Origin of the sequence: Bartonella sp. B10834G3 (assembly GCF_016102505.1) — a bacterium.
Taxonomy (GTDB): Bacteria; Pseudomonadota; Alphaproteobacteria; order Rhizobiales; family Rhizobiaceae; genus Bartonella; species Bartonella choladocola.
In genome coordinates this window covers 70,319-89,966 of record NZ_JACFOM010000004.1, presented here as the reverse complement: position 1 = coordinate 89,966, position 19,648 = coordinate 70,319, and the positions used below count along the sequence as shown (strand labels likewise).

2 protein-coding genes are annotated in these 19,648 nt (G+C 47.6%); both read left to right on the top strand.

From position 1 onward, the window contains the following. The first annotated feature begins 388 nt into the window (after positions 1-388). Positions 389-535 carry a hypothetical protein gene (locus tag H3S94_RS10655; RefSeq protein WP_188318039.1) on the top strand — a complete coding sequence of 49 codons (147 nt, stop codon included), beginning with the start codon at positions 389-391 and terminating at the stop codon, positions 533-535. Positions 536-1,444: 909 nt separating this feature from the next. Beyond that, positions 1,445-19,630 (top strand): Ig-like domain-containing protein, encoded by an 18,186-nt coding sequence (locus H3S94_RS10650; protein ID WP_198241035.1) that lies wholly within the window; start codon positions 1,445-1,447, stop codon positions 19,628-19,630. Positions 19,631-19,648 lie beyond the last annotated feature (18 nt).

The following is a 19,648-nucleotide window of genomic DNA, read 5'->3' as shown; positions in this document are numbered from 1 at the left end:
ATTCACATTGATAAAAAACCAATTCAAATATTATCAATTTGGCCCACACAGTATCACAAAATTTCATTTTATATTGATACATTCAGTATCATACTTTCTTTTTGTTTTAAGTTTGAAACATGATGTTTTGAATTTTTCCGACCGGCTCTCGAACGGGGAAGATTTAATCAATGAACATATGTCTCCCGTCACATATCCATCTTGTCGAAAGACGGTTCATCTCGTTCTCAATCCAAGAAAAAAACCCGATAGAATTTCCGCATTTTAGTTTAGCAGACATGCAACGGCTTGACGTATTGGATAGAGGCTTTTGAAACATCGGCCAGCAGCTTGAATGCGATTATCAGCCCGATTGTGAAGCGTCAGAGGCTCAAAGAACAAAGCGGGAATGAAAAATTTTGGCAGTAGCGATGTCGGCATTAAAGAAGTCGGCATTAATGAGGTCGGCATTAAAGAAGTCGGCATTAAAGAAGTCGGGAATAAAGAAGTCGGCATTAAAGAAGGCGCAATAATAAAGTTTGACGGGATTCTTTAATAATAGAAATTGAAAGAATTTGGCAATAATAGAGCTTGCAATCATGAAGCACAAAAGAGTTCCGCCCGATCAATAGATATTAACGATTGCCAAGAAATTTAGCCCGAACATTGCAAGCGCACATATTGCCGATCATGTGAAAGCTTTTGGTCTTGGTGAAGACTTCTTTGCGGAATGTCTGCTCATAACGAGGGAAAAGCTTAGTTGAAAATAGAGACGTTTATCCCACCTGACAGACGGCATGTAAGCAAAGGAAAGATGAAATGGTTGAGACCAAAAAACAAAACATGGTTAATAAAGGGTTTAAAACCGGTCATACAAAATTCAATTGCCGTATTAAAAATTGAAAATGATTTTTACGTTTATCAATAAAACAATTAAAAAAATATTGATAAATATTTTTTAAAAACAATTTAAAATAACAAAATATAATAAATATTAAATTTTTATATAATAATTTAAAATTAAATAATTATAAAAATATAACAAAAATATAAATAAAATTATAGTTATATAAATTATTAAAAATCAATATGAATATAATTATATTTATTTTGAAAACCACGCCTGAAAGTTTCAATCACAGCATCATATATAATTAAATATATAAATTTATTTTAAATAAACAATTAAATTAATATTTCTATTTTTACAGGTTTATAAAATAATTTTTCTAAATAACCGGTTTCACGGCGCGGTTGCATCGTTTGAAAAAACATTTTTAAGTTGCAATAAAAATAAAAAACAACTAAAAGTAGAAGGCTAACTGACTATTGGCAGTTGCGGATAGTGCCTTAGATGGCATGTATCTGCCGTGTTTTCGCCGGGGGAAATCACAAAATATTGGGTGCCAAACAAGTGGCGTGGCAACGCCATTGCATAATTATCGAGTGATGTAGGAAGCAGGAAATGACAAAGTCGGAAATCATCAAACAACACCCAGCCGTGAAGTTGACCGTTAATAGCGGCTCCGTCGACAGTGGTGGTAAGCCGCATAATTATATCCTCACAGCGGATAAAGAAAGTATTACCAACTATTCCCGTTCCGGTAATGATCTGGTGATCGACTTTGTTAACGGAAAAACTGTTCGCATTGCCAATTTTTTTGCCTCCGGTCACCCGGTTAGCAATTTGATATTCATTGATGATGGTACAACATGGCTCACCGACTTCAGTCAGGCCTTGTCGGATAATGGCGACGGGATTCTCGATACCAATGTTTTCTATGAGGAAATAAAGGATAAAAGCGGCTATTCACAGAATGTATTGTTAGGAATTCTGGGTGCAGCCGCCGGTGCCGGCGGTATTGCTGCGGTTGCTTCGGGTGGTGGCGATGACGATCATGATGAACCGGCTGTTGATAAAACGCCGCCGACTGTTCCGCAATATTACGTCATCAACAATAATGACCCGAAAAATCTTCTGGCTGTCGCAAATGGCGGCTATCTGAATGATACAACGCCGCTATTGTCCGGTAAGGGAACGCCCGGCAATACGGTCAGGATCCATCTTGACGGTTTTCCCGATATGACCACAAAGGTCAATTCGGACGGCACGTGGAGTTACGAGTTACCGAAGTTGAGTGACGGCAAATATACGGCCAAAGTCACCCAGATTGACTCGAACGGGAATGTGAGTGCGGAATCGAAATACGATTTCAATGTTGACACAAAAGCACCGGATGCACCGATTATAGCCAATGCGGTGGATAATGTTTCGCCCGATCCGGTGGGGTCGGACGGTATATTGCATGACGGAGACTATACCAATGACAATACGCCCACATTAACCGGCAAGGGCGAGCCGGGAAGCACAGTCAAGATTTATGATACCGATGACAAAGGCAATAAAACGCTTGTAGGACAGGGTACTGTCGATAAAAATGGCAACTGGTCGGTTGAAACAAACAAAGCTTTAAGTGATGGTCACCATAAACTCACCACGACATTGACAGATCCTGCCGGAAACGAAAGCCAGGGCAGTGATTTCAACGTCAATATAGATTCAAGCAGGCCCGGCCGGATCGAAAATTTCCGCGTCGAGGATAATTATCCCGAAATAACCGGTGCGCTGCCATCGACGGGCGGCACAACCGATGACGATACGCCGGTTTTTGCCGGTAAAATCGGTAAAGACGTCACCCATATCATCATTAAACTCAATGGTCATGAATTTGTCATTGACCGGAACACTTTGAACGAAGCAGGACTTCAAAGAGGGACGGCAGAAAAGGTTATCAAAGACGACGGCACATTCGCCTTCCGCTTGCCTCAAGCCTATAAGCTTACCAATGGCAATTATAATTATGAAGTCTATGTCAAAAATAAAGTCGGGAATGAAAGCGATCATATCAACGGCAATTTCGCTTTTGACCGGACACTTCCCCCCACAATGGGCGACCAAAATCTTGATGTCATTGATAATGTCGGCGCGGTTACCGGATCTTACAAAAATTGGACAACACGCGACAGTGACCATAAGAAAGTGACCGACGATAATCATGCGGTGTTCAAAGGCAGGATTCCGGACGGTTATGATGTTGCAAAGGTCGATCACATCAACATTTATGACGATGGCAAGAAGATTGGCGAAGCCAAGGTCAAGAGTGACGGGAGTTTCGAATATAGTCAGGAGTGGTTGCAAGGCGACCATCGCTTAAGTGCAGCCATTGTCAACAAATTCGGCACAGTCGGTGAACAGTCAAAACCGGATGATTATGATTTCTGGGTTGATCTTAACCGCGCAGGACCACCTTCTATCCAGCAGGTACAGGATGATGAGGGGCATTATCATGAATCGGGTTACCCGACCAATGCCAACAGCTTCTTTATCACGGGTGGCGGGCCGTCTTCAGGGAAAGTAACACTCAGGCTTTATGACAAAGACGGCAATCCGGTCAAGAATTTCAAAGGTGAGCCTTTGGAATGGACGGCCGATGTCACGAAAGATGGGTCATGGTCGGTCAATACAGGTGATTTGTCAAAGCTTAATCCGCCTTTGAAGGACGGAGAATACAGTTTCAAAGCAAGTGCCGTAGACAGTAAAGGCGCCGCAACCGACCCGTCAGGCCCGCATTGGCTGGAACGCGATACGACAGCGCCCGATACGCCGGATGCACCGAAGGCGATGGATAATGTTGGCGAAAAGCAGGGTGAAATCACTGCCGGTGGGACAACCGATGATGACACGCCAACCTTGTCGGGCAAAGGCAAAAAAGGCGAGATTGTCAAGATTTATGACAATGACGGGAAAACGCCGATCGGCGAGACGGTTGTCGGTGATGATGGTACGTGGACTTTTACGCCCAATCCGCCGCTTGAAAGTGGTAACCACAGTTTGACGACGACATTGACAGATTCTGCCGGAAATGAAAGCGAACGGAGTGGTGCTGTCAAAATAACTGTCGACAAATCGGGTGTGAATATCTTTGCCGATGGTGCGCATGATGATGAAGGGGCAATCCGTAAGGATGTCCATGATAATGGCGTAACGGATGATCGCACGCCAACCCTTTACGGGCGTGGCACGCCCAATGAAACAGTCGTAATCACCGACGAAAACGGCAAGGAAATTGGCAAAACCAAAGTCGACGGCAATGGAAATTGGCAGTTGGAGCTTCCAAATCAGGCAGGCGATAATCAGGAAGTTACCCATAGCTATCACGCAAAAATCACCAATGCGGCAGGCAATAGCCAGTCTGTCGATTTCCATTTGACGATTGATACCAAAGCACCGGATGCACCGGCCATTGATAAAGTCATCGACAATGTCGGTAATAAAGATAATGCCGCCAACAGTACAAATGGCAACAAGGAACTTCATAGCGGTGACACCACCGATGATACAACGCCGACATTTTCCGGCAAAGGCACGGCCGGAGATGTCATCAAATTATATGATGGTAACAAACTTGTCGGCCAATCGGTTGTAAAAGACGATGGCACATGGAGCGTTTCGCCAACCAGCCCGATTACCGATCTCAAAGGAACGCATGAATTTACCACGACGGCGACCGATCCGGCAGGTAACGAAAGTAACCATTCGGGCAAGTTCCTGTTAGGTTTCGACACCGAGCCGGTTCCGGCGATGGGCAACAGCAAGGATGAAGTCGATCTCATTGACGATGCGGGGTCCATTGTCGGCTCCTATCGCGACGGTCAGTGGGCGACGCGGCAAGGCCAGCATGGCGAGAAAACTGTTATCACCGACGATACAACGCCGACCCTTAAAGGCCAATTGCCGACAGATTTGCTGAATTCGGGCCGGATTTCGACAATCAATATTTATGACAATGGCCAATTATTGACCAAAATTCCGGTAAGCGAAGACGGACGTTGGGAATATACGCCCACATTGAAAGCCGGTAACAACCACAATTTTGAAGTTGCTTACGAGAACAAGGCTGGCGTTGAAGGGCCGCATACATCATTTCCGTTTGTTCTTGATATGGCAACCGTTGGCCAGACTTCGATCGATTCGGCGACAACAGGCGACACTAATGCACCCTATACATGGGGCAATTCGACGAAGGAAAACATATTCCATCTACAGGGAAGTGCGCCGGCCAATTCGACCATTACTGTTTATCTGAAAGATGATAGCGGCAAGGTCATCCATACATTTGACACCACGCAAAGCAATGGCTCCGGTAGCTGGTCGCAAACGGTGGATTTGAGCACAGTTTCAGTGGAGACACGCAAAGCCATTGCCGATGGTCGTTACAGTTTTGTAGCTGATGCCAGAAATGACGCTGGAACGGTTGGTGCCAAATCCGGCGATAGCTGGGTCAATCGTGATACGACAGCACCGGAAAAACCCGATATTGTCAAAGCGGAAGATAATTCCGGTGACAAGCGCGGAACTATTGAAGAAGGCGGGACTTATGACGAGGATAGCCCGCATCTTTCCGGAAAAGGCGAAAAAAATTCCATTGTTACCATTTATGACGGCGACAAGATTATAGGAGAGACGACCGTCCATGAAAATGGCACATGGTCATGGACGCCCACCACGCCGCTTAAAGCCGGTTCACACAGTATAACAACCACCTTGACCGATGCAGCCGGCAATGTGAGCGATAAAAGTGACCCGTTGGGGTTCAATCTTGATTTGACACCTCCCGAAGTCAAAATCGATCACGCTGTTGACGACTATAACAAAGAGGCGAAAAACATCGCCAATGGTGGTGCTACCAATGATGCAATGCCGAAGCTTGTCGGGCGTGGAACAGCCGGACAAAAAGTGACGATTCTTGATAAGACAACCGGTTCAACCTATGAGACGACGGTCAAGGGGGATGGGACATGGGAATACCAGTTTACGACGCCCCAACAAAATGCCGGTGAAGACAAGATACACGAATATATTGCCTCTTTGACAAATAGTACTGGCAATAAAGTTGAACATCATTTCAGCCTGCATATTGATACAACAGCACCGGCGACACCAAAGCTTGTCGAGGTTATCGACAATGTCGGCAACGATCCGGCAACCTATCCGGATGGCAACCGTTCATTGAACAACAATGATATTACCGACGACACCACGCCGACCTTTAATGGTAAAGGTGTCGCGGGAGACATTATCAAGCTTTATACGGTTAATGAACTTGGCGAGCGCACACTTATCGGCCAGACAATTGTTCATGAGGATGGAACATGGTCTGTCACGCCGACGGTCGCTTTGACCGATGACCCAAATCATAGCCCGACAAAATATACATTTATTGTGACAGAGACGGATAGTGTCGGCAATGAAAGCAATCCGACAGACGGCTATAATCTTTTCATTGACCGCGATCCACCGGTTCTTGACGACAAGACCATCAAGCTTGTCGACAATAAGGAAACGAATGTCGGTGACTTCCCGAACTGGTTCGAGAAGGATGACGGTAAGGGTGAAAAAATCAAGCTTACCAATGATGATACGCCGACAATGAGCGGACGCGCGATTTCAGGCGACACGAAATCGGTCAATATTTATGACAATGGCAAGCTGATCGGTTCTGCCGAAGTTGACGAAAATGGCGACTGGAGTTTCACACCGTCAACAGGACACGGGCTTGGCGATGGCGTGCACGAATGGATAGCGCGTCCGGTTGACAAAGCCGGTAATGAAGGTGCGTCAACGCCTGCCTATAAATTCGAGGTTGATACAAAGGGACCGACAGGAACACTTGGCAGTGACATCGGCTTGTGGGATGACGAGGGGCCACAGACTGGCGAATTTGACGGTGCCAATGGCACCACGGCGTGGAACATAAACGATGCCGGTCATAAAGTAACCGACGATAAAACACCGGAGATCAAAGGCAAACTTCCGGAAGGCAGTGATGTCACGAAAGTGCATATCTATGTTGATGGTACACTTGCCGGTATTGTCGATGTTGCAGCCGATGGCACATGGTCCTATACGCCGCATTTGAGTTCGGGCACACATAAAATCGAAGCCCGTCCGGCCGATAATGCGGGCAATGAAGGTGAAGGCAAAATCTGGAATTTCGACATTGCCGGAGCAGCTCCGGGAATGCCTGCCATTACCGGCATTTACAACAATGACGAAAAACAGATTGATGCATCCCATCCGGATGGCAAGTTCATTGATAAAAACCAGTTTACCAATGATGCCAAACCGCTCATTAAAGGAACCGGTGATGCCGGTTCGTTTATCAACATCTATATTGGCGATAAACTTGTTGCCAAGGGTGTGTCGGTCGGGGGTGACGGCCATTGGGCAGTCGAGATTGATCCGTCATTGGCCGGTATTTTGCCGAATGGCGAGAGCTGGCAAATTCGCGCTTCTGCAAGTGACAGCGCCGGACAGGAATCCGACAAGACAGGTTTCTGGCCGATCAATGTCGATACGTTGAAGCCGCTCACACCGGATTTGCCGAAGTTGGACGACCATATCGGTGATAAACAGGGAGATGTAGCTGAAAACACGACAATTGACGACAAAGCCCCCACAATTCACGGAAAAGCCGGTGAGGGTAATGTTGTTGTCGATATTTATGATACCGTCGATGGCAAGACAAAACATGTTCAGACTGTTATGTCCGATGGTGAAGGAAACTGGAGCTATACCCCAACCGACCTCGGACAGGGCAAACATTCGATTACCACGACTTACACGGATAAGGCTGGCAATATCAGTGACAAGAGTCCTGCATTCGACTTTAACATTGATAGTTCGGCAATTATCGTTTCGATCAATTATGCTGCCGATAATGAAGGCCATATTGTCAAAGATCTTGCAAATGGCGCAACAACGGATGATACGACACCGACGCTTTATGGTACAACCACTTCCAACACAGTTGTCACCATCAAAGAAGGTGACACGGTTATTGGCACGGTTACTTCCGACGGGCATGGCAATTGGTCGTTTGAACTTCCCGAACAAACAAACGGGCACCATGTTTATACCGCTTCTGTGACAGCACAAAACGGCAACAATGCCCATTCTGATTTTGCCCTTGATATTGATAATACGCGGCCTGAAGCACCGGACATTACACGTGTTCAGGATGACGTACCGCTTAACACCGATGATCTGGTTTCGGGTGGCAAAACCAATGATACCAAGCCGACATTTTATGGCAAAGGTAATCCCGGCGATACGATAACCATTTATGACGAGATTGATGGCAAACTGGTCAAGATCGGCACGGCCACTATTGGTAACGATCATAAATGGGTATGCACGGTTGACGAGCTTCTTCCCGGTGCCCATCATTTCAAGCTCCAGACAACCAACAAGCTTGGTGTCGATAGCGAAAAATATACCGAATATGATCTGACGGTGAAGACAGATGCACCGACCGAGACGACGAGCCTTGTTTCGATTAATGAAGATCGGGGTTTGAGTGATAGCGATTTCAAGACCGGTGATGACAGCCTTGTTTTCAAATTCGGTGTTAGTGAAAAATTGCCGGCCGGCTACAAGGTTCAGGTCAATATTGACGGCAAATGGTATGACGCCACCTATGACGAGACTGACGGTTATTGGTATTATGACCACTCGAAAATTCATCTTGCTGAAGGTGTCCACAAGGTTTACGGGCGCGTTGTCGATGATGCAGGCAATGTCAAAGACGGTCCGGCGCAGGATGTCGCAATCGACAAGACTGCGCCGATCGGTGGCAATTATGAAATCGTGATTGACAGCTTTACCGATGATGTCAATGAGGAAGGCGGGTCAAAGAGCCGTTCCAATGGTGAAGCAACCAATGATAATACGCCGACTTTGATGGGGCATACATCGGGCATGAAGGCCGGTGATTATGTCACTGTGCAGGTCAAAATCGGTGACGATTGGGTAACCATCGGCACAGCAAAAGTTGACGGGTCGGGTAATTGGAAGTTCGACGTCAAAGGTATTCCCGGTGGCACGGCAAAAGATCATCTCGATGACGGCTATCACGAATTCAGAGGCGTGATTACGGACGAAGCGGGTAATCTCGGACAAGCTTCTTCAGGCTTTGGCCTCGATGTTGCAACAACACCGCCACCTGTAATCAACGAAAGCGGCCTTGATCTTTTTGACGACCAGTCGCCCGATGTGGGAACAATCAAACGCGGACAAAGCACCGACGACAGCCGTCCGACATTGAAAGGGGCTGCCCATTCGGTTGACCCGACAAAAGTGGGTTCAATCAACCTTTATGACAATGGCAAGCTTGTCGGAACGGGTAAAGTCAATAGTGACGGGTCATGGAGTGTCGAGCCGACAGTACCACTGCGTCAAGGCGATCACAGTTTTGTTGCAAAACCGGTCGATCATGCCGGTAATGAACAATCGCAGGGAACAGCAGCGTGGGATTTCAACTTTGCCGGCCATGCACCGGCTACTCCTTCTATCGTCAATGTTCTTGATGATAATGGTGATACGATCCAGAAAAATGCCGTTACGCGCGATTCCACGCCGCTTATCAAGGGTACAGGCACAACCGGTTCGATTGTTCATATTTTCGTTGACGGAAATGACGTTGCACAGGTCAAAGTGAAGGATGATGGAACATGGGAAACCACCCTTAACGAGCTTTCCAATCCGGCGACAGACCGGAATGGTACCAGTCACAACATTAAAGCCCAAGCAGTGGATCCGGCCGGTAACTGGAGCCATGAAACGGGCGAGTATCCGATCATTGTCGACAGACAAGCACCGGATGCACCCGATGCACCGACGGCCAAAGACGATCAAGGCAATACAATTACCGGAACAACGGCCGATTCAACCCCGATTTTGAACGGAAAGGTCAACGGCAATCAACCCGGTGACAAGGTCAACATCTATCAGGATGGTGTCAAGGTTGGAGAAGTTCCGGTCAATGATGCGGGAGAATGGTCATGGACACCGAAAAATCCGTTAGGAAATGGCAATCACCAGTTCCAGACGTCTGTGAGTGATGCAGCCGGTAATGAAAGCGACAAGGGGGCTGCGACCGATATCATGGTTGACACCAGTACGGTCAATGTCAGCATTGATTATCTTGTTGACGACCAGTCACCGGTCGAAACACATGTTACAAATAATGACAAGACGGATGACAGAACGCCGTTAATTTGCGGAAAGGCAAAACCGAATTCGGTTGTCGTACTCACTTACACCGATGCTGAAAACAATGTGCATCAACTGGCAAGTGTTACAGCCGATGGCGAGGGCAATTGGTCCTATCAGGTCAAGGACAGTGAAAAATTCGGCGAGGGACATTACGTCATCCATGCCGAAAGTAAGGACGCATCAGGAGGAAAAGCAACAGCCGATTTCAATTTTGACGTTGCATTAACAAACGATCAAATGCCGTCTATTGATAAAATAAAGGATGATGTCGGTGCTGTTCAGCAAGATGTTGGATATGGTGGCAGTACGGATGACACAACCCCGACGATTATCGGCAGTGGTGCAAAGCCATATCAGAAAGTCAACATTTATGACGCGGTAGAAGACCGCGATGGTCAAAAAGGTGAAAGCAAGCTGATCGGTTCGGTCACAGCCGATGGTGAAGGCAAATGGAGTTTCACCCCGCCTTCGCCATTAAGCGAAGCCACCCATCATCTTTCAGCCACAACGGTTGACGAAGTGGGCAATGAAAGTCGGCACTCTTCCGATTATAACGTGATTGTCGATATTACATCGCCTGAACCGATCAAAAATGATACAGTTTCGGTGACCGATGATGTCCAAAACGATGCCAATGATTTTATCGGTAAACTTGAAAAAGACCAGTATACCAATGACAACCGTCCCGAATATTCGGGAAAAGCACCTTCCGACGCAAAAACTGTCAATATTTATGACAATGGCAAGCTGATCGGTTCGACCAAGGTCAAGGAAGACGGCACATGGTTATTCACACCTTCCGAAGATAAACCGCTTTCCGAAGGGAAGCACTCGTTGACAGCCCGTCCGGTGGATGCTTCCGGCAATGAGGGTACCGATTGTCAGGGGTCGGAATTTACCGTCGATACAAAGGCTCCCCAATCAACACCGAAAATTGTGGGAATACTTGATGATACCGGCGTGTCGGGATCGGATTTCAATACTTCGGATACCAGGCCTACCATTCTCGTGACTGTCGACGAGCCGATCGCCAGTGACGAACATGTAGAAATTTCGCTTGATAACGGGCAGACATGGATAAAAGCCGATTATAATTCTGAAACCGGACAGTATTATTATTCTGTTCAAAAAGGGCATGAACTGACCGGGCAGGTCTATCACATCAAAGCGCGTGTTGTAGATGCGGCAGGCAATGTCGGTCCGGTGGCCGGACATGATATGACGATTGATACCACGCCGCCGGTTGACGGATACACAGTAACAATCAACAACGCCTATGATGATGTCCCGAACAATGTCGGTGATCTTCCATCAGGAAGTGCAACAAACGACAGCTCGCCCCTCCTTAAAGGCACTGTCACGGGTGCACATGACGGCGATCTTGTTCACCTCTATTATCGTGATGACAAAGGCAATCTCCATAGTGTTGCCGATAATATCCGTCTGACTAAAAACGACGATGGAACCTATACCTGGCAATACCAGCTTTCGGATATTGCCGAAGGCAGTCACCGTTATGTTGCGGTGGTCAAGGATACGGCAGGAAATGAAGGAGCGACAAGTGCCGACTTCTTGTTGGCTGTAGACAAGACTCCTCCCGTCTGGGGGAATGTCGACAATATCGAATTGCGGGATGACCAGCAGCCGGTAACCGGTATTATTCCCCATTCGAACGGTGTCACAGACGACAATTATCCGGAAGTGCATGCAGGACCCGGTACAGTATCGGGTGCGAGCGGTGGCGTTGTAGAACTTTACGACGGAACCACCAAAATCGGCGAAGGGCTTATCGAGTCGGATGGCTCGTTTACGATTATACCCGACAAGGCTATCAACCCCGGACAACACAATTTCCATCTGGTTGCTGTCGATCAGGCCGGAAACCGCACACCGCTCGAAAATGCCGATTGGGATTTCAATTTCGCCGGACACGCTCCGGGCACGCCATCAATTACCAATATTATTGATAATTATAAAAATCCGGATGGTAACCCCGTTTATCTGCAAAAAGGCCAGTCTACAGACGATTCAACACCAACCCTTCACGGCATGGGGACTGTGGGTACGCGTATCCATATTTACCTTGACGGAGAAGAAATCAATACCGAAGACAATCCGGTTATTGTTGCCAAGGATGGCACATGGACTTTCAAACTTCCGGCTGCTTATGCCTTGAAAGATACGTCGACAAACGGTCTTGGAACGCGGCATGGTTTTGTTGTGCAGGCTGTCGACCAGACGGGTGTGGCGAGTTCAAAAACCGGCGAATATCCGATTATTTATGATAATCAAGCGCCAAACCGGCCGGATGTTCCTTCTCTTCAATCCGATCAGGAACCTGAAACCGGTACGATTGCGCAGAATGGAACGACACCCGACCAAACCCCGACATTCAGCGGTACTGTTCAAAACCCGCAAGTGGGCGACAAGGTTACCATTTACAACAAGGTCGGCGATGAATATGTCAAGCTTGGCGAGACAACGGTCGACCCGTCGTCGGGCCAATGGTCGTGGACACCGGAAAATCCGCTTGATAAAGGTAATTACGAATTTGCAACATCGGTCACCGATGCGGCAGGAAATGAAAGTGCAAAAAGCGATTCGACTTCTGTCACTATTGATCCGACAAATGTAAAAGTCAGCGTTCTTTATGCCGTTGATGACGAAAAGGATTATACCGGAAGGATTTCTGACGGTGGTCTCACCAATGACACAACACCGGAACTGCACGGGCGCGCCACGGCAAATTCCACCGTCTCCATCTATACCAATATCAACGGGGCAAAAACACTTATCGGCAAGGCCTATGCGGATGGCGATGGATATTGGACATTCGTGTGGCCGACAGACAAGGCACTTTCCGATGGAAGTCATACAATCATTGCCGAAGGTGGTTCGAACGACTCTGACGAATTTGTACTTAAAGTCGATACACGCAATACCAATATTCCGGTAATTGAAAACGTTGCCGACGATGTCGGTGCCATGCAATCGGACAATATGACATCACCCTCGGCGAGTGACGACACCACCCCGACACTGAAAGGCAGAGGTGCCGAAGCCAATGGTATGGTCAATATTTATGATACGATCAACGGGGTAACGCGCCTTGTTGACAGTGTTCGTGCCGATGCAAGCGGCCATTTTGAATATTCCGTACAAAGCCCGTTACCGGAAGGAGAACATCACTTTACGGCAACATCTGTTGATGCGGCAGGAAACGAAAGCGATCAATCGAATATATTCGACTACACCATTGATTTGACAGCACCGGCGGCGTTGACTGACACCAGTCTTGTTGATGACGTAGATGAAAACACCGGTGTTATTGACGGTTTGACCAATGATAACAAGCCGACCTATAGCGGTTCGGCCAGTGCCGATACCGAAAAGGTCTATATTTACGACCGTGGAATAAAAATCGGCGAAGTCGATGTAATCAAAAATAACGGGCAATATACATGGAGCTATACGCCCGACACGGCTTTAAGTGATGGCGACCATTCGTTCCAGGCCAAACCTGTTGATGCGGTGGGAAATATCGGCATTCCGACCGATGCATGGGATTTCACTGTTCTGAGCGGCTCGATTGCGACAACAGCAAACATTTCGTCTATCACGCAGGATACCGGCTATGACGCGAACGATTTTGTAACCAACGACACCAGACCGACAATTTATATAAATGTGTCCGGAACGCTGAATGCTGCAAATGGTGAAAAAGTCCAGATCAACATTGGCGGTCATTGGTATGACACAACCTATGACGCAGAAAAGGGCTGCTATTTCTTCCGTCCGGTAACCGCTTTACCGTCGGGCAGCGACTATCTTTTAAAAACACGCATCATTGACAATGCAGGTCGTACATCGTCGGTCACCGAAAGAATGATGACAATTGATAACGATGCTCCCGATGGCTCGTTAACACTGGATAAATTCATTGATGATGTTGGTGTTAAAAACGAATTTAACAGTCATACCGAGAAAAACTATACCGACGACCGCACACCCGAATTACATGGAACAGTCACGGGTGCGAAGTCCGGCGATTATGTTGTCATTTATCTTTCGGATAAAAATGGCAATATCCTGAAGGATAAGAATGGCAATCCGATCAAGTTCGGTTCTGTCCATCCTGATGGAACCAATTGGAAATTTACACCCAATCTTGATGCGGCCGATTATCCGGATAATGCGGAATATTATTTTGTTGCAGTGCTTGAGGATACAGCAGGCAATCAGGGGCAAAAATCCGCGCCGCTGGGATTGTTCCTGACAACGCAAGGGCCGGATTGGTTAGGCTCGAAGAGCTATGTTGTCTATGACGACCAGAACCCTGAGACAGGCAATATCGGTGAAAATGGCAAGCCCGCTGTTACCGATGACAATAGGCCGACAGTCAAAGGTGAAGCAGGTTCGCTTGATCCGGCCAAGGTTAAATATGTTCTTCTTTATGATGGAGATCCATCCGACCCTGATGCCAAACCGATTGGCCAGGCAAACGTCAATGAAAATGGCTCCTGGAGTGTGGAGCCTGAAAGTCCTTTGTTACCGGGGCACCACCGTTTCTGGGTTGTTCCTGTCAGCCATGCCGGAGTAACGGGAAAGACAAAATCGGATATATTCGAATTCGATCTTATCGGGCACGCTCCCGGAACACCGTCTATTACCCAGCTTGGCTCCGACGAGAATCCGAACATCAGTTTTCCTGACAACCAGATCCAGCGAAATGGCGTTACCCGCGACGATACTCCCTTTATAAAGGGCACGGGTACCAAAGGGTCAACTGTCAATATTTACGACCGCATCAATGGTGTGGACTACCTGATCGGAAGTGTAAAAGTTGATAACAATGGCAATTGGGAAAAGAGTTTGCAGCGGCTTGACGAAGGTATTCATAATATTTGGGTACAGGCGCAGGACGTAACCGGTACCAAGAGTGCAGCGACAGCACCCTATCCGTTCGAGGTGGATAGAACTGCACCGGACAGTCCCGGACGCGCTACCATTTCAAGCGATGTTGCCCCCAATAAAGCCGTGATCTCCGATGCCTTCACCGATCACGGAACAACAAACGATACAACGCCAACCTTCTCTGGCAAGATAAATAATTGGAAAGACGGCGATGTTGTAACCATTTATGACGGTGACAAAGCAATCGGCGAGACGAAAGTTAATCCGGATGGTACATGGTCGTTCACACCGACAACACCGCTTGATAAAGGCGAACATCATTTTACCACCACAGTAAAAGATGCGGCCGGCAATGAAAGCAATCGCGGCATTGGAACCGATATTACAATAGCCGATAATGGAAATACCGTAACGGTTGATTATGCCGTTGACAATGTGGATCCGCTTAAAGGCCAGATTGCCAATGGCGGGCACACAGACGATACAACGCCCGAGCTTCACGGCACGGCACCGCAAGGCTCGACTGTCACCGTTTATACCGATTCTTCAAAATCAAAGACAATTGGTGACCCGGTCGTTGTCGGGCAAGACGGCAAATGGTCTATCGGTTTGACGGAACAGACCGCCGGCGAACATAATTATTATGTCGAGGCAAAAGACGCCGGTGGCAATGTTCTTGCCGGACAGGATTTCAAACTGAATATTGATAATGGTCAACCGGAACAGCCGACAATTACCGGGGTTATTGATGATGTCGGCCTTATTCAGGGTGTAGTTGCAAATGGTGGCTCCCGTGTCGACAATGGCACGACCGACGATACCAACCCGACGATTAACGGCACGGCACCGAAGAACAGCCTTGTTATCATCTATGATAATGGCAAGGAACTTGGCCGCGTTTATGCCGATGGCAACGGCAACTGGTCTTATACAACCGGACCAATGCTCACCGAAGATGACCACAAGTTTACGGCCGTTTCGCAAAATGCCGTGGGAAAGACCAGCGGCGTTTCAAACGAATATCTTGTTAAGGTCGACATTACCGCACCCAAGGAGATAACCGGCGAGACAGTTCAGGATAATGTTTTGCCGAATAGTGCCAATGGTGAAGACGGTCCGGCCGTTATCACTGTCAATCAAAATGATTACACCAATGATGATAGCCCGATCTTCAGCGGAAACGCACCGAGCGACGCCAAGAAAGTGCGCATTTATGACAATAACAAGTTGATTGCCGAAGTGGATGTGGATAGCGATCATACATGGTTCTGGGAAGCGGGTAACAGAAACTCCGATGCCAAGCTTGCCAATGGTTCACACTCGCTGACAGCCCGTCCGGTGGACGCTGCCGGCAATGAAGGACCGGCATCTAAAGCGCATTCGTTTATTGTTGATAAAACGGTTCCCGGTGCCAAGGCAACACTCGACAGTATTACCGACGATACCGGATTTAAGAGCGGCGACTTCACAACGCAGGATAATACACTGCTCTTCAGCTTCAAAGTGGATGGAACGTTAAAGGATACCGACAAGGTTCAAGCCCTCATCAATAACCAATGGTATGACCTTACCTATAATTCAGCCAATGGAAAGTGGGAACTTGATTGGCGAAATAAGCCCGCCCTTGCTGACGGAAGTTATGTCATCAAGACGCGCGTTATTTCGAGTACCGGCATTTATGATGATGATGCAACCCAAAAGTCGGCAAAAACTGTTGTTATTGATAGCGATGGTTCGGCTCAACATTCCGAATTTGTGGGCTTTACCGGTAAAACCGGTAAAGTCTTCCAGAATGGTGAATATGTCGATGTTACAAATCCTGTTTTGATGGGTAAAATCAGCGGCAATCTTGCCGACCTTGAAGATGGTGCGAAAATCGGCATTTATCGCGATCACGTGCTGTTGGGCTATGTCGACAAAAGCCAGATCGGTAAGGATGGCACATTCAGTTTCAAACTGCCTGATGGCTGCCTGACCGACCGCCACAGCTATATCTTTACCACGGCAATTGTGTCGAATTCCGGTTATGTCGGCGAAGCACACAATGTCGAAGTGCGCGTTGACACGACCGGTGCTGCAAATGTTCCCGATTATGGAATTTCAAACAGAAATACTCAAAGAGGTAGTGGAGATTTAAGTTATACGCAGGCTGTCGCTCTCAACAATAATGGCGAGTGGCAGGTCATTTCCAATTCGAATGTCTGGGTTTTCAACAGTAGCGGCAAGGCCGAAGCCCACTATTTGGATTATCAGACAGGAATTAACAATGGGACTGTTGACGTTTGGGGGTGGGGGCCGGAATATGTTTTGTTCGGTTCCTATACTATGGCCGATTATAACCATGATGGCTACATTGATGTATGGTCAACAAAAACCTCCTATTCCTGGTATACAACCGCCGCCTATGTCGGCACAGGTGACAATCAATGGAATTATGTCGATGTGAAATATGCCGACATGCTCAATGGTGTGTCTATTGAAAACCACCTCGGCGGCATTGCCACTTTCGATATGAATGGCGACGGCTATCTTGATGTCATTCAGGGTGATTCCGGTATTGATTCAGGATCTGTCTTCTTGAACAAGGGTGCGACTTCGTCAAGCCTGAACGGCAACCAGTTTATCGGTATGGGGCGGCAATTCGGCGGTAACCAGTCCGCGCTCACAACCAATTTTATGACCGATCACCATGTGTCGGCAATCGACCTTGACAATAACGGGACGATTGATTTTGCCGGTAACGGGCTGATTAACAATACGACAGGCGTTTCCGGTTTTGGCAACAACTGGTATCAATTGATGACGCTCATGAACAGTGGTGTGTCTGCCCCTAACGGGGTTTATGGTGCCAACTGGTCAGTTGGCCAGCATTTTGACGATTCATTGCCGAGTTACGGTAATGGCACTGATGAGGGAATTGGTCCTGACAACTATAAAAATACCATTTCCATGACATGGGCCGATTATAATGGTGATGGTTATATGGACCTGTTCCTTGCCAAAAATCACCGTAATTGGCATGGCAACAAGGAAAGCCAGATCTTTTATAATAAAGGTGACGGAACCGGGCAATTGCGTGGTGCTTACGGTATGAAGGACGACCTTGACGGTCGCTGGTCGGTTGCTATCGACTGGGATCACGATGGCAAAATGGATATTCTGGAGGTTCCGGGCTTTGGCCAGAGTGCCTCCGGCACGAAACTCTGGCATAATGGCGGCCTCGGTCTTGATGGCGCGGTCCAATGGGATAATTGGGATATTTTCGGTGCGCAGGGTGGCCGTCTTGCCAGTGCCAATGGCGATGTTGATCCAAAGAGCATTAATGGCAGTGGCATTAACTTCATTTATGGCATCGGTGTTGTCGACTATGACTGGGATGGCGCGCTTGATGTCACCATGCAGCGTGACAACGCCCATTCATCGCTCATTTTGTCGAACAAAAACAAGGTGGGTTATGGAACGTCATTGCATTTTCGCATCACCGACAAGGATGGCGCCAATGTGTTCTATAACAATACCGTCCAGCTTTTTGACTCTTCGGGAAAACTGGTTGCCGTGCAGGTTATCAATGCACAAGGTGGCATGGGTGGTTCCGATAATACCGGCCTTGTCCATTTCTATGGCTTGAAAGAAAATGAAACCTATTCGGTTGTTGTCTTGCGCAATACCGAGGGGCAATCGAATGATATTGGCGGCATTGCCCGCACCCGTACAACAGATACAACCGGTTATGGCAAAGAAAACACGATAGAAAATGTCAACACCTCGTGGACAGGTCTTAAAGCTGTTGAAGCCGACCATGCCTATATTCTGAATGCCAATAAGGATGGCGACACGGTCACCACCGGTGCGGGAAATAATGATCCGGCAACCCAGGGCTATCGTCCGGGACTTGTCGGAACCGGTTATAATGATGTTTTCACCGCCGAAGCCGGTAGCCAGAGTTATTCCGGTGGTGGTGGCTGGAGGAATGATGCCGGCGAGAAATACTGGCAGGCAAGCGGTGGTGAAGACATTGTCGATTTTGGCAAGGCAACCAACGGTGTCACAGTCGATCTCGGTAACACCGGCTATCAATCGACAGGTTTCAACAACGCCAAGTTCAATGACATTGAAGGTATTTACGGCAGTAAATTCGACGATACCTTCACCGGTAACAAGAGTGACAATTTCTTTGATGGTCGCGGTGGTAACGACACCTATCACCTTGAATCCGGCGGTCATGATCTTCTGCTTTATCGCCTGATCCAGCAGGATGATGCAACCGGTGGCAATGGCAGTGACACGGCCTATGGCTTCAAGGTAGGAACCTATATTGATGCCGACAAAACCAAAATTGATAATGATGCCGACCGTATTGATGTGAAGGACCTGTTGCAAGGTTACCGTGCCGATGCCGATGGTGCTGCCCATTTTGACGACAAGGGCAAAGCCCAGATCGACTGGGGGGATAATATCAAGGACTTCCTCTCGACCCGCGTTGAAAACGGCAATACGATTTTGAGTATTGACCGTGATGGCAAGGGGAATGCTTTCCAGTCGAGCGACCTTCTGACTTTGAACAATGTCAATACAGATCTGGAGACTTTGTTGGCAAATCATCAAATCATCATCGGTTGATTTTTGCCATGGCGGGAA